The organism is Alpinimonas psychrophila (assembly GCF_014137865.1).
Lineage (GTDB): Bacteria > Actinomycetota > Actinomycetes > Actinomycetales > Microbacteriaceae > Alpinimonas > Alpinimonas psychrophila.
Genome location: NZ_JACGWU010000005.1, coordinates 1 through 13,629, shown reverse-complemented (window position 1 = coordinate 13,629; position 13,629 = coordinate 1). Strand labels below are relative to the sequence as shown.

The 13,629-nt window shown below is 59.3% G+C and carries 14 protein-coding genes and 2 tRNA genes; 10 read left to right on the top strand and 6 right to left on the bottom strand.

Annotated features, from left to right (window positions below; genetic code table 11):
* Position 1: 1 nt before the first annotated feature.
* The gene (locus FB555_RS11110; RefSeq protein ID WP_182484911.1) at positions 2–979 is read left to right on the top strand and encodes a Gfo/Idh/MocA family oxidoreductase; all 978 of its coding nucleotides are present in this window, start codon (positions 2–4) and stop codon (positions 977–979) included.
* Here the strand turns inward: FB555_RS11110 and FB555_RS07750 are convergent.
* Both FB555_RS07750 and FB555_RS07745 read right to left on the bottom strand, forming a co-directional pair.
* Positions 976–1,770, bottom strand: a complete 795-nt coding sequence (locus FB555_RS07750) for a DUF1932 domain-containing protein (protein WP_182484910.1) — start codon at positions 1,768–1,770, stop codon at positions 976–978. The genes FB555_RS11110 and FB555_RS07750 overlap by 4 nt on opposite strands.
* A 79-nt stretch (positions 1,771–1,849) precedes the next feature.
* Positions 1,850–2,824 (bottom strand): aldo/keto reductase, encoded by a 975-nt coding sequence (locus FB555_RS07745; protein ID WP_182484909.1) that lies wholly within the window; start codon positions 2,822–2,824, stop codon positions 1,850–1,852.
* 104 nt (positions 2,825–2,928) lie between these two features.
* On the opposite strand from FB555_RS07745, the gene FB555_RS07740 reads away from it, so the two are divergent.
* From FB555_RS07740 to FB555_RS07705, 8 genes are all read left to right on the top strand, one after another.
* Positions 2,929–3,855, top strand: a complete 927-nt coding sequence (locus FB555_RS07740; protein ID WP_246323661.1) for an N-acetylglucosamine kinase — start codon at positions 2,929–2,931, stop codon at positions 3,853–3,855.
* Between the two features lie 34 nt (positions 3,856–3,889).
* Positions 3,890–4,750, top strand: coding sequence for an inositol monophosphatase family protein (locus FB555_RS07735; RefSeq protein ID WP_182484908.1), 861 nt, complete (start codon positions 3,890–3,892; stop codon positions 4,748–4,750).
* A 94-nt stretch (positions 4,751–4,844) separates the two neighbouring features.
* The gene (locus tag FB555_RS11105) at positions 4,845–6,053 is read left to right on the top strand and encodes a peptidoglycan DD-metalloendopeptidase family protein (RefSeq protein WP_182484907.1); all 1,209 of its coding nucleotides are present in this window, start codon (positions 4,845–4,847) and stop codon (positions 6,051–6,053) included.
* Positions 6,054–6,148: 95 nt separating this feature from the next.
* Positions 6,149–6,220, top strand: a tRNA-Thr gene (locus FB555_RS07725).
* Positions 6,221–6,257: 37 nt separating this feature from the next.
* Positions 6,258–6,331 (top strand) — tRNA-Met (locus tag FB555_RS07720).
* 198 nt (positions 6,332–6,529) lie between these two features.
* Positions 6,530–7,105: a helix-turn-helix domain-containing protein gene (locus tag FB555_RS07715; RefSeq protein WP_182484906.1), complete on the top strand. Its 576-nt coding sequence runs from the start codon at positions 6,530–6,532 to the stop codon at positions 7,103–7,105.
* A 2-nt stretch (positions 7,106–7,107) separates the two neighbouring features.
* Positions 7,108–7,686, top strand: a complete 579-nt coding sequence (locus tag FB555_RS07710; protein WP_182484905.1) for a hypothetical protein — start codon at positions 7,108–7,110, stop codon at positions 7,684–7,686.
* Between the two features lie 269 nt (positions 7,687–7,955).
* Positions 7,956–8,891, top strand: a complete 936-nt coding sequence (locus FB555_RS07705) for an EamA family transporter (protein WP_182484904.1) — start codon at positions 7,956–7,958, stop codon at positions 8,889–8,891.
* Positions 8,892–9,209: 318 nt separating this feature from the next.
* On the opposite strand, the gene FB555_RS07700 is transcribed toward FB555_RS07705, so the two are convergent.
* Complete coding sequence (locus FB555_RS07700; RefSeq protein ID WP_182484903.1) at positions 9,210–10,163, bottom strand: GlxA family transcriptional regulator; 954 nt, start codon at positions 10,161–10,163, stop codon at positions 9,210–9,212.
* A gap of 106 nt (positions 10,164–10,269) precedes the next feature.
* On the opposite strand from FB555_RS07700, the gene FB555_RS07695 reads away from it, so the two are divergent.
* Positions 10,270–10,428 carry a hypothetical protein gene (locus FB555_RS07695; protein WP_182484902.1) on the top strand — a complete coding sequence of 53 codons (159 nt, stop codon included), beginning with the start codon at positions 10,270–10,272 and terminating at the stop codon, positions 10,426–10,428.
* Positions 10,429–10,736: 308 nt separating this feature from the next.
* Here the strand turns inward: FB555_RS07695 and FB555_RS07690 are convergent, their stop codons facing one another.
* From FB555_RS07690 to FB555_RS07680, 3 genes are all read right to left on the bottom strand, one after another.
* On the bottom strand, positions 10,737–11,273 hold the full coding sequence (locus tag FB555_RS07690) for an NAD(P)H-dependent oxidoreductase (protein WP_220475908.1): 537 nt from the start codon (positions 11,271–11,273) through the stop codon (positions 10,737–10,739).
* Between the two features lie 187 nt (positions 11,274–11,460).
* Entirely contained in the window at positions 11,461–11,751 is a 291-nt protein-coding gene (locus FB555_RS07685) for an antibiotic biosynthesis monooxygenase family protein (protein ID WP_182484901.1), read from the bottom strand.
* Positions 11,752–12,322: 571 nt separating this feature from the next.
* Positions 12,323–12,628, bottom strand: coding sequence for a hypothetical protein (locus tag FB555_RS07680; RefSeq protein ID WP_182484900.1), 306 nt, complete (start codon positions 12,626–12,628; stop codon positions 12,323–12,325).
* Positions 12,629–13,629: the final 1,001 nt, after the last annotated feature.

The following is a 13,629-nucleotide window of genomic DNA, read 5'->3' as shown; positions in this document are numbered from 1 at the left end:
AGTGAGTACTCCCGTGAATGTTGCCGTCGTCGGTCTTGGAGCCTTCGGGCAGAAGCACCTCGACGCACTTGCCCTGATCGATGACGCCAACATCCACTCGGTTGGTCACAGCCGAATCGGCATTGCCGAGGAGATGGCCGCCAAGTATGGTGTCACGTCGGCAACCGCCCCGACAATTGCGGCCTTCGACGACTTCGCCGCACTGCTCGCGCAGCCAGACCTCGATGCCGTCATTTTGGCCACACCGACCCACATGCACCACGATCAGACGATCCAGGCTCTGCGTGCGGGGAAGCACGTCATGGTCGAGATTCCGATGGCCGATAACCTTTCGGGCGTTCAGGAGATTGTCGACGTTCAGCAGGAGACAGGCCTCATCGCGATGGGCGGCCACACCCGCCGCTTCAACCCGTCGCACCAATACGTGCACCACAAGATCACGGCCGGAGAGTTTAACATCCAACAAATGGATGTTCAGACGTACTTCTTCCGTCGCACCAACATGAACGCGCTCGGCCAGCCCCGCTCGTGGGCCGACCACCTGCTCTGGCACCATGCCGCACACACCGTCGACCTCTTCCAGTACCAGACGGGTGAAAAGATCGTTCAGGCCAACGCCATTCAAGGACCGAAGCACCCTGAGCTCGGCATTGCCATGGACATGTCGATTCAGCTTCGAACGGAGACCGGCAAGATCTGTACGCTCTCCCTCTCGTTCAACAACGACGGCCCGCTCGGCACCTTCTTTCGGTACATCGGCGACACGGGAACATACATTGCTCGCTACGACGACCTGTTCACGGGCAAGGAAGAGCCCATTGATGTGTCGAAGGTTGACGTGTCGATGAACGGTATCGAGCTTCAGGATCGCGAGTTCGTTTCGGCCATCCGTGAGAACCGCGAGCCCAACTCCTCGGTCGCACAGGTTTTGCCGTGCTACATCGTTTTGGATGCCCTGCAGCAGCAGCTCGACTACTAAGGAAGCTTGCTGAAGGGGATCTTCTTGCCGTGCAGGATGCGGCCGTAATTGAACTCGATGGGCCCAATCATGGTGCTCTCGTAGCCGCTCTCGTTTAGCATCTCGACCACGTCGAGCATCTCGATTTGGCGGCGCTTGACATGCTGCGCAGTGCCGGAAAGGTACCGCTTGGCGGTTGCCGCCGAGCTGGAATCGAACTCGCGCAGAATTTCTTCGTACGCCCAATCCTGAAGCCCCATGCTTTCGGCGGCCCACAGGGTGTCGATGATCACGCCGGCCATTCCCTTGGCCAGAATGCTGCGGATCAGCTTGCGTGCGGCAGCCTCACCGGGAACCTCCGACACATATTCGAGGTCGAGACCGAACGGCGTCAGGAGCTCGATGAATTTCTTTGCCCCGGTACCGGCCACCCCCAGCGGTACTTTCTCGGCGAGCCCGGGAACGGGGCGCATGATGGCGACATCCACGAAGACACCGTCGGGAAAAACCGCCGCCATTCGCTTCTTGATCGCGGGGGTTCCCGTGTTGAGGTCGGCAAAGAGGGCACCGGGGCCCAGCAAAGGAGCGACCTGTTCGGCAATTGTGGCGGCAACACGTGAGGAGTTGATAGAGAGTACAAGGTCTGCCCCCGCAACGGCCTCCTCGATCGTATCGGTCAAGGGCACCGTGGGATTCGCTGGCGTTGCAGGATCGAAACCGACGACCTCAAGCCCGGCGGCCGCCAACCCACCGGCAATGAGGGATCCGGCTTCACCGTGACCGATGATGGCAACCTTGATGTTTTTCGTCATGACGCTATTCTCCCGCAGGAACGAAGTTGCACACACGGCCGAGGCAGCGATAACGAGCGCTCGCCGTGATCCAAGGCTCCTAGCGGTCGAAGGAGAGGCTCTGAGCTGGTGTGTGGTGACCGCCCTCGGGTTGCGTTACGGTGTCGAGCGCCAAGACCTGGGACGCAGTCAGGACGACGTCGGCGGCAGCCATGTCTTCTTCGAGGTGAGGGATCCGAATGGTTCCGGGAATGGGCGACCAGTCGTCACCCTTGGCGAGCAGCCACGCGAGCGAAACCTGCGCGAGGCTCACTCCAACCTCATCAGCAACGGCCTGAACATCGGCCAGTCGCTGGAGATTTGTCTGGAGTGATCCCTCCAGGAAGCGAGGATTTGTCAGGCGCCAGTCATCGGAATCCAACTGATCACGCGACTGAATTTTGCCGCTCAAGATGCCGCGCCCCAGAGGGGAGTAAGGAACGAATCCGATTCCCAATTCACGCAAGATATCAAGTGTGCCGTCGTCAGCATCCCGAGACCACAGTGAATATTCGGATTGGAGAGCCGTTATGGGATGAACCGCATTCGCGCGACGAATTGTGCCCTGCCCCGCCTCGGACAAGCCGATGTAGCGGATTTTTCCTTCGGCAACAAGCTCCGAAAGCGTACCGATGACATCCTCAATGGGGACCGTCTTATCGACCCGGTGCTGGTAATAGAGATCGATGTAATCAGTATCGAGACGCTTGAGCGATCCTTCAATAGCGATCCGGATGTTGGTTGCCGAGCTATCGGTTGCACTGGGGTTGCCGACGTGCGACATGAGCCCAAACTTGGACGCGAGCGTGACCTGGTCGCGGCGACCCTTCAGAGCCTTGCCGACGAGCGCTTCGTTCAGAAACGGTCCATACATCTCGGCTGTGTCAAAGTGCGTCACGCCGAGGTCGAGGGCGTGGTGAAGGGTGCGGATTGACTCTTCTTCTGACTGATCGCGGCCGGTGTAGATGTGGGACATTCCCATGCAGCCAAGGCCAATGCGGGAGACGGTCAAGTCACGAAGGTGAGTGTATTTCATGCTCTTAAATCTACAACAGACCGTCGAATGACCAGATCAGGAACGGTACCAAGCCCGCTCAGTTTTCCGCCATGTCTACGCCGACCACATAGGGTAAAGGCATCATGATGCCTATTGAACACAACACTCTTGCCATCGATGCGGGGCAGACCGGCATCCGCGTGCGCCACGACGGCTCAAGAATTCGTGACTACGCCGGAATCCGGACCGACCTCGACATCGTGCCCCAGCTCGTTGACGTCGTCGAGCAGTTCTGTGCCGAAACCCGTCTCGCCGTGGAAACGGTTGCCGCCGGTGCATCAGGATTGACAGCGGACGAGGCTCGCGCCGATGCGTTGCTTGACGGTGTTCGCCACCTCGGAGTCACGGCCGCCTTCTTGGCCCACGACTCGATTACGGGATTCCTAGGGAGCCTAGGTCCCCACGAAGGTGCCGTCGTCGCGGCGGGAACAGGCGTCGTCACTCTGGGCGTCGGCCCGGCGGGGATTGCGCGCGTCGACGGTTGGGGCCACATTATCGGTGACGCGGGCGGCGGGTATTGGATTGGTCGCTCGGCCCTTGAAGCAGCGCTTCGAGCCTTGGACGGACGCGGTGAAGCGACGACGCTGACCGCGCTCCTGAAGGACAATTTCAGCTCACCCGAGGCGGCCTACGTTGAACTTCAAACGAATCCGGATCGTGTTCGCCTCGTCGCCTCCTTCGCTAAGCAGGTCGCCGCGCACGCCGAATCTGACGACGTTGCCCGCCACATTATTCGACGGGCCGGGGTCGAGCTCGCGCTCTCGATCGTCACGGCTTTGGGCAGAGCAGGCCTCTTGGATGAGAAAGCCCCTCGCGTGAGTTGGGCTGGCTCGCTTCTGACGGGAGTGCGCTTGCACACACAATTCGAGGCGGCCTTGTGGAAGCTCGCGCCTGGCGTCGTCATCACGCCTCCGCTGGGCCTTCCTTTGGACGGAGTCGCCCTCCTTCCCTCACTCACGGAAGATAATCCCCTTCGCTCCGCCATTTATGTCGCGAGGTCCCCGGCTTGATTCCATCCTGAACCTGGCCGCCTAGGGTTAAGACATGTCATCTCCCGCAGAATTGTTGGTTATTGCCCGTCGCATTGCGCTGGAAGCGGGAGAGTTGATTGTGCGCCTGCGGTCTGAGGGCGTGGAAATTGCCGCCTCAAAGTCCAGCGCTGAAGATGTCGTGACGTTTGCCGACCGGCAGTGCGAAGAATTCATCCGGGGACGTCTGCGTGAACTTCGCCCTGAAGATGGATTCTTCGGAGAAGAAGGAGGAGCCGACACAGGAACCAGTGGCCTCACCTGGGTTGTCGATCCGATCGATGGAACCGTCAACTACCTCTACGGAATCCCGCAATACGCCGTGAGCATCGCCGCTGTACAGGGCGCGCCAAACCCGGCAACGTGGACGGCACTCGCCGGCGCGGTTATCAACCCCGCCAATGGCGACCTGTACACGGCGGCACGGGGAAGCGGTGCATTCTTGGAGGTCGGCTGTCTCGATCATGGATCAGAGGGTTCGAAAGATTCTCAAGCCCGACGCCTCAGCATCAACCCGGTTACGGAGCTGTCACTTGCCCTCGTGGGGACTGGCTTTGCCTATAGTTCGCAGCTCCGTTCCCAGCAAGCCCAGGTTCTCACACGCCTGTTGCCTGCTGTCCGGGATATCCGTCGCGCGGGGGCAGCCTCGCTCGACCTCTGCGCTGTGGCAGCCGGGCAGCTTGACGCGTACTACGAGCGCGATACCAAGCCGTGGGATCACGCTGCTGGCGCGTTGATTGCGCGCGAGGCGGGCGCGCACGTTGGTGGCGTTAACGGGGAACGCGAGGGACAAGAGTATGTTATCGCCGCCCATCCGGCACGATTTGCAGAGCTCGAAAAAGTGCTGACTGAAGAGCATTTAGCCACATCTAATTAGCTTTTATCCAGCTTCACGAGTTAGCCTGTAATCGTTCCGTTACATTTCACTTAGGGTGCGTTTATTCCCCCGCCTTAGCCCTGAGGAATTTTCAGTGGGTAGTCACGAAGAGAGTACAGACGCTGTTGCGTCGCCGCTTTCCGACGTGAGAACTCTTATTGCCCCTGTCCCACTGACACGTCGTGAGATTCGTGCCGCTGAAGCAATGGACCAATCGATCTCCGAAACGGCAGCTCTTGGCGGGGCATCTACTGCAGGGTCGGCGACTGTGGAGGCTGCTACCCCCGAAATTGCCATTCTTGTCGTGCCGGCAACGGAACCGGTCATCGCTCCTCGTCGCCAACGAGCGCAGCTTCGCGCGACGCTTCCCTCAGCCGCAGAACCCTCAGCCGCAGAACCCATAACTTCAGAACGCGCGACGTCTAGTGCCGAGGCGAAGGCTGAAGCGAAGACCAGTCCCGCACTCAAGAAGAAAACCTCTCGAACCCGGCGCAAATCCTCGCGTCGAGCACAGGCCCCTCAAGGCCCGGCAGGCCCTCCCCGCGGTGTCATCTCCCATGACACACGCCCGCACCGCAAGCACCGCCGTACCACGCGGTTCTTTTCCGTGACGGCCATGGTGTTCGTGGCGGCGATTGCCGTCGCCACGTCGGTTCCCGCAAACGCCCTGCTAACGGCGAAAGAGGTTGACGCCCTTAATGGTGCGCAGACGGTGGCAGCAGCTCCCGTGCTGCGAAACGGCCAAACAATCGAGGCTTCCGGAGAAAACGTTGTCGCCGGTCGAGATGGAGTTTCTGTTTCAGGGGCGGAGCCCGTCAAGGCCTACACCGACGTTTCCTCCAACCGCATTACACCGATCGTTCCGAATTCCACGAACCCGATCCTGTGGCCATTCCCTTCGGCGGTGCCACTGACGGACAGCTTTGGGCCGCGCGCGGGAATGTGGACGTACGGCGGCTACACCGGAAACTTCCATTCGGGGCAAGACTTTGACCCCGGTTACGGTACCCCTATCCGGGCCATCGCTGACGGAATTGTCACCGAAGTCAGCCCGAGTCTCTGTGGAACCGCTGTTGTCATTTCTCACAACGTCAATAACACAAAGTTTGACAGTGAGTATTGCCACATGATTTACGGGAGCCCCGGCGTCTCGGTTGGCCAGAGCATCATGGCTGGAACCATCATCGGCAACGTAGGCCAAACCGGCATGGCGACAGGCCCACATCTCCACCTGGAAATTCACGTCAGCGGCAATGCCATTGACCCCCTTGCGTTCCTCCGGTCACACTCCAAAGAGTGGTAAGCAGGGCGTAACTTAGTCCCCAGCGAACAAACACACCCCCGCGGAGATGCTAATCTCGTACGGTGCCAATTTACTGATCGTCAGTATGGCTCAACGCCCCGATAGCTCAGTGGTAGAGCATCTCCATGGTAAGGAGAAGGTCGTCAGTTCAAGCCTGACTCGGGGCTCGATCGTTCACAGTGATTATTCACGACGGATGTTCGTGGCTGGGTAGCTCAGTTGGTTAGAGCGCACGACTCATAATCGTGAGGTCGCGGGATCGTACCCCGCTCCAGCTACAAGATAAAACCCCTGTTCAGACAGGAGTTTTTGTCATTCTGTGTGCCCGTGTCGAGGGCTTACCGCGCAGTCGTCTCAATTGACGGCAGCGTGTGGCTCGTGCCAAGGTAAGCCCGGGAATTGCTCGTGAGCTGTGGCGCAACTCCGCTGATCCAGATACAATATGATTTCCGAGTCATATTCAGAAGGAGGTTCCGGTGGCAGTCGCATCGACGCTCGTGCGCGCAGCACGCAAAAGCCAGCAGCTCACTCAGGCGCAGTTGGCTGATCGTGCAGGCATTGACCAGGCCACGGTTTCTCGTTCAGAGCGTGGGCGTGACGCTGAGTTCAACACCGTCGATCGCTTGCTAGCTGGGGCCGGTCATCGCCTCTATTCGGCGCCCACTCGCCGCGACGACGCCGCGACAATCGCAGCCGAAATACGTGAGCGGCTTCGTGTCGGCGACAAGGATCGGGCGCTGCGTGCTCTTATCCAGCTGAGCGACAATCTCGTAGCAGAGCGAGGCCTCGTCCGCGGCGTCCTTGGACTCGCCGAACCAGAGACGACCAAAGACTTGGTATGGGACGCGGCACTTGCTGCAATCGTCGCATGGCGCCTCGGCGAAGACAACCTCCCTTCACCCGAATGGGTCAATGCGCGAAGCCGCTTCGTGCATGGCCCGCGTGGCCTCGATGTCGATCCCGCGGACCCGGTTCCGCCGATCTCCGAGGTGCCTCCGGAGTTCGCGAAGCGTGGCGTGCTCGCCTGGCGAGACACCTTCGCGAGCGTCTGACCGTGACTGCGTTGAACCGCGACGACATCATCACCGGGCTTCGCGAACTCATCGCCGAGCTTCGCGCGGCCGATCAGGTGGCGGGCATCCGACTCGTCGGCGGTGCTGCCTTGGCTCTGTGCTACTTCGACCGTGGGACAACTCAGGATCTCGACTCACTCCATGTTCGCCCGGGAAGCGATGAGGCAGTGGCGGCTGCCGCCGCGAGAGTCGCTCGGCGTCACGACTGGGACCCGGCCTGGCTGAACTTCGAAGTCACTAAAGCCGACGCCCTCCCGACGCTCGGGCGCCCAGTCGAATGGGAGTCGATCTACGACCAGGATGGCATCGTCATCGAGATAGCCTCCAAGGAGGCCCTGCTCGCGATGAAGCTGCGGGCCAACCGGCCCGGCCGCGACACCCGCGACATCCGCCTGCTTCTCGGTCTCTGTCACATCAGCACACTCGAGGGAGCCGAAGACCTCTATGAAGAGTTCTATCCCGGCGATGTTCTCACTCAACGCGCGGTGAGCATCGTGACCGCGATTCTCGCCGACGGGCCACCTGATGCGCCGGACGCACCCGAACCCCTTGCCTTGTGACGCAGCGCGGGTCCCAGATCTACTCGATCTCGCAGACGGGAGAGGACGAGCCGACGGCCGGAGCCTCGAGGCGTGCAATGTCGGCCCGGATTAGGAAAAGGCGACCCCGCTAAGGTGGGGAACTTGCAACGCTATTTGGCGGATTGCCCCCGGACCGGTGGCCTATAAATGGCAAGTGCATTCACGTTGGCGGGGCTGACCATAGGCTGAGGTCTACGATTAGCCCCGCTCTTTTTCGATGATCCTCCTTGGTGGCAGTGGGGATCGTCGTGCTCTTGTGGTCAATGAGCTTCGGAATCAGCGCCGAAGTCCTGCAGACGGCGTCGCCAGCGATGTTGTCGGTCGGACGATTCATGATCGGACTGCTCGTCCTCGTGCCGTTGGCAGCCCGTCGGCCTGGCTTCACACGGACCCTGCGGCGACCGCGCACAATCATCCTCGGCCTCTTGGGAGCGGCTCTTTACTATTCGTTGACTAACGTCGGCCTCGTGTTCACTAGCGCGGGCACTGCCGCACTCAGTAACGCCGCGTTGCCCGCGTTTACCGCGCTCCTAGGTCTGCTCGTTCTCCGGGAGCGACTCGCTGTCCGTACGATTGTCGGTTTGGGCAGAGCGACCGTAGGTGTCATCATCGTGGCTGGGTCAGGGCTGAGCGTCGACATCGGCGTGATCCTCTGCCTAGTCGGTCTCGCCTGCTATGCGCTGTACACGGTACTTCTCCGCAAAGACAGCATCACGGCATCCGCGTCCCCACCGTCATGGGGACGCGGCGCAACGGCCGGTCGGCACACATCATGGCGCGTTGAGCCTCTTGTCTTAGCCACAGCCACCGCCATCTGGGGCACAGCGATCATGTTGCCTTGGCTCGGATTCGAAGCGGTGACGGGCACCTCATCCCTGCCGAGCGGATGGGTGGGTCTCGGTGGCCTTCCTTTCCTTGGCGTCGTTATCACAGCACCGACACTCGTGCTCTTCAACTATGGTGCCGAACGGTTGCCCGCCGCTATCACTGGTGTTCTGACGGCTGCCATTCCTGCACTTGGCTATCTTTTCGCCCTGCTGCTCGGCGAGCAGCCTGACACGTTCACCGCCCTCGGTGGCGCGATCGCTCTCGTCGGGGTGGTGATCGCGTCATTCGCCCCACCGGGGTCGATGCTCCCGCCGCCCGACGACCTGGTTGGTGGCGGAACACACCGGGGCCGCTGACCGCGACAGAACAGAGCGACGGACAATAGCCGACATGCGACCAAGGTTCACGGCTTGGTCTTCCGTGATTGGGGTGGTCCGCTAACGACCGCCCAGGGAACACGCACGCCCGTAATCCTGATATTCGAGATAGGTGAATCGACATCGTGAATGTTGCGACGAGTGTTTCAGTCAATCAGTCAATCAGTCAGGTCGACGATCCATTATTGACCGTTTTCAGTGCGCTTCAGCGTGATATCGACGCTTTGATTGATTGCAATACGGGCCGGGCACATTTCGCAGAGTTCCACGCGTGCGGACGGAACAGTGCCGTAAGTGCTAACTCGCGGTGCGGAGAGAAAAGGTGCGACGATATGCGGTTGGTGTCGTCTGCAGCGCCCTGACGAAATGGTGGCGCATTACCGACGCCGTTTTGAAGCCGGTGTCCTGAGCGACCTTCTCCAGCGGGGCATCCGATTCTTCGAGCAATTGCCGCGCGCGGATCATGCGTTGCCGATTCAACCAGGCTGACGGCGTCGTGCCCATGTCCGCGCGGAAACGCCGAGCGAAGGTCCTGCTTGACATGAGTGCCCGCCGCGCGAGCTGGTCGACGGTGAGGTCATCGCCGAGGTTCGCGAGCATCCACTCAGTCACCTGGGCGAACGAGTCTGCACAGTCCGGTCTTACCGGTGACTCGATGTACTGCGACTGCCCCCCATCGCGCTGCGGTGGCACCACCATGCGCCGGGCGATTACGTTCGCCATCGATGCGCCGAGCTCGCAGCGCACAATATGAAGTGCAGCATCGATTCCTGCCGCGGTACCCGCGCTCGTCACCACGGAGCCGTCCTCGACGAAGAGTACGTTGGGATCGACCGTGATCCCCGGATACTCTGCGGCCAACTGATCGGTGTGCATCCAGTGCGTGGTGGCTCGCCTGCCATCAAGGATCCCGGCCTGTGCCAGTGTGAATGCCCCGCTGCACACACTCAGAACCCAGGCACCTCTGGCCTCCGCCGCGCGGATTACCTCGAGATATCTTTCGTCCACGTCGCCGATGCGATGCGCTGCCACGGCGATTAGGTCTGCAGACGCCGCGGCCTCCAACCCGGCAGAGATGATCATGTCAAATCCCAGGTTCGTCTCGACGGGCCCGGGGTCGGCGGTGACGATCGTGAAATCGAACCGGGGACCGCCCATTGCACTGCGGTCAATGCCGAAGACCTCGCAGATCACCCCGAACTCGAACGGCGCCACTCCCGGAATAGCCAGTAGGACGACTGTATTGAGCATGGAGCCTCCGAAATTGTTACCACGAGAACGACTTTGGCAGCAATAGTACTATTGCTGTCAATCCTGCCACTGTTGTCACTAAATTACCACTCATAGATTTACTGCCATGGTAGTTATTGTGAGCGCATTCATCGTTCTAGTCATCTGGGCTGTTGTGGGAACCATTGTTCTTGTTGCCCGGGACGGCTACGGCAGTGTGCCCGACGCGAAGCCACCCACCGTAGAGGCGGTGCCCGGCGCACCTCTCCAAGTCCTGCGCGAATGAAAACGGAAGACCCCATGCGGGGTCTTGGCCCTTACTGACGGCGCCGGTTGCGGTCCATCGGACCGCCGTGCTCGGGTTACACCAACTCGTCAGGCTTCTTCCCCTTGCACGCCTCAGCCAAGAGCGACAGCTCGTCTTCGAAACTCGACAGGTATTGGTCTGGGCGTAACAAGAGCCTTACAGGGAAGACCCAATCCTCAAAGCAATATGGGTAAGCAAACTGTAAGGCAGGTCATTTGCAAACCGAGACCTCCTGAGGCTCGGGGGATCCGTTCTGTACCACACGATGTTTTTCGAGATACGGAATTTCACAGTCGGACGGCCGATACCAGCGCGATCATTGCGTGAGAGATTGCGGAGCGAATCGCTTCGTCGCGCACGATCCCGTCTTCGCCGATAAGTGACCGCGGTATTGGCACATCGACGCACGCCTGATCGACGGGGTTCGCGTCGGTGTAGCTCAACACGATCCGCAGGGACGCGTATGTTTCTGCGGCGCGGTTCGGCATAGTTGACGGGTTGACCCAGCCGATCGGTTTGTTGGTTATTTCTGTCCCGCCGACCGTCCACTCCAACAGATTCTTCAATGCACCGGGCATCGCGCCGGCGTACTCAGGTGAGCTAAAGAAGAGAGCGGAGGACTCCCCGATCATTCGCCGAAGCTCAGCAACCTTGTGTGGCAATGGCTCCCGATCCAGATCAGGATTGAAATGTGGCAGATCAGCGAGACCCGAGTAAATAACCGGCGTCATATCGGCTGGCAACAACTCGGCCGCCGTCGCAATCACCGCCGAGTTCACCGACCCGCGCCGCACGCTACCGCTAATCATCAAAATGCTGACCACCAGCCAAACCTATCCTGCCCTGCCCCAGGGTTAAGTTTCTCGGTTCGGAGGTTCTTCATCATCTGCCAACTCGAGAGTTTCATCGGCAGCTCGAATTTCACAAGGGTGATCTGATACCGAGCACATTCAATCGGCGTTTTTGGATCTCACATCAAGAGATGCGCGCAATCACCTGTAAATCGTTCTGCTACAGGACGGCCTGATAGTGCTCTACGACTGGGAACGGTTCGTAGAAGTGGTGCAGTAATTCTCTCCATCGGTCGTAGTCGGGCGACTGGCGGAATCTAACAGTGTGGTCCTCCAAGCGCTCCCATTCGACGAGGAGTAGGTAGATATTGGGGGACTCGACCGACCGGGAAAGCGAGAGGTTCCGGAAGCCGGGAATCGCGCTGATGATGAATCGTGCCTCACGGAATGCGGTCTCGAACTCATCTTCTCGTCCGTGGATTATCGGTAACAACGCGTGCTCAGTGATCATCTCGTAATCCTGACAGGAAACACACCGTCCTGCGTTGATCACCCGACCGAAGACCTCAACCTGTTCACTTAATCCGCCTCCACTAGCCTCTTTAGAACATGCGGAGTCAAGGTCGCTCAAAGCCTCACCAGCGAGAACTGCGCTGCAACGCGGCCGCGCGCAGATCGCTTATCGAGCATCGATTCTGCTGTGGAAAGCAGACCTGATGCACAGACGCCCGAAGACGTCATTACTGGTATCCGATGACAGGCTATGTGACCCAGAGTCATCAGCCCCTCTTCGAAACGTAATGCCTTCGCTTTCCCGTTAGGTCAATGCCCTGAATCACATCGGAAGACCCAGCGCAGCAGCCAGATTCCGTGCCCACATTTTACCCACAATTGACGCGAATTGATGAGTATCACCGTGATTGAACAGCATCCACTTTTCAATCAAACAAAGGTCATGTGAGTCGGGGGCATCGTACGAATGGCATCCGGTCACGACTCATAATCGTGAGCTCGCGGGATCGTGGCTCAGGGGCGGGACACCTGACGAGCCTGCCAGCAATTTCGGCAAGACACAGAACGCGTTAGGAGCTCTCCTTTGAGATGCCAAGTTCTTCGCGTCGAAGTTCCTCCTGGCGTTCCACGGCGACTTCGGCCTCGGCAGCGGCGACTTCGGCAAGTGCTGCAGCTAACCCTGCCCGCGCAGCGGAGACCTCCTCCTGCGCTTCTGCTACTTCTGCGATCGCGGCTTCGTTCTCAGCTCGTGCCACTTGCCAGTCCGCGAGGGCGTCCTTCAATTCCGCTTCGGCAGCGATGCGCTCATCGCGTGCCGCGGCGACATCCTTTTGAGCGGCAGCCACAGCAATTTTTGAAGCTTCAAAGTCTCTCATTGCCGACAAGTAATCGTTCGATAGTTCTGCCGACGAAGCTGGAATCCTGGACGTGTCCAGTGGTAGCGCTTCCCTACCTCGGGGACACCTATCGGCTGCCGCTTTAGTTTGGTGATTTGTATCGCAACCTCTATGTCGCCAAACTCTCGCCTTTCGAGACCGATTTGAGAGCAACGGTATGTGGAACCTCAGCGGACCGAGCCCGAATCCGAAACCTATACCCATGGCTGGACTCTAGCTTGATGTTCAACGCTCGTGCCCCGCCGAGGAAATTTACTTGCCGGTGGATTGCAATTCTCCGTCAACGCTCATTTGCCAAACCATGCGCTAGTTGCAACGTCGCCGCGTGTTTTAGACTTCATCTCAGAACCACGTGCGCGGCCAAGTCCATTGATTTACTGAGGAGTTATGAAGCTTCTTATGTCAGGAAGTGTGTTCGAATCGAGAAGTTCAAGTACTCCGCCGCTTGAAGAGACAGCACATTTTCGGGCAGATGGATTTGAAAAACTGAACACAAAATGAACACACTTTTCTGAAATCGTGCCACGTCGCACAAATCAAAAAAAGGCCAAAAACCCTTATATTTACCGGGTTTTCGGGAATAGAGACCATGCAAAATGGGCACTGGGAGGGTTCGCGTGCCTCGGAAAGCTTTAGTTTTTCGAGGCGCTGCGGCTCGGTTAGTGTCTTGCCGAGAGTTGCACTCGCCGAATTTGGGATCGGACCACCCGTTCCAGGCTGTCGCTTCTTTCAGACTTGCTGGTGCGAGAAGGCGGCACATAGTGGTGGTGAATTTCCAGCGATGGTCATCGGCATGCCCCCAGGGGCATTGACAGGTCGGTTGAGACAGCAGCCAACGGCGCGCCGGAGGTGTGAAGAACGGTCCCGGCCGGCGTAATGACCGGTGGGCTGTTCTGTCAGTCGCTTTCTATCGTTTGCGTCGGGTCAGGATCTTGACGAGCAACACCGCCGAGGCTGCGACGATGAGGCCGACGGACACG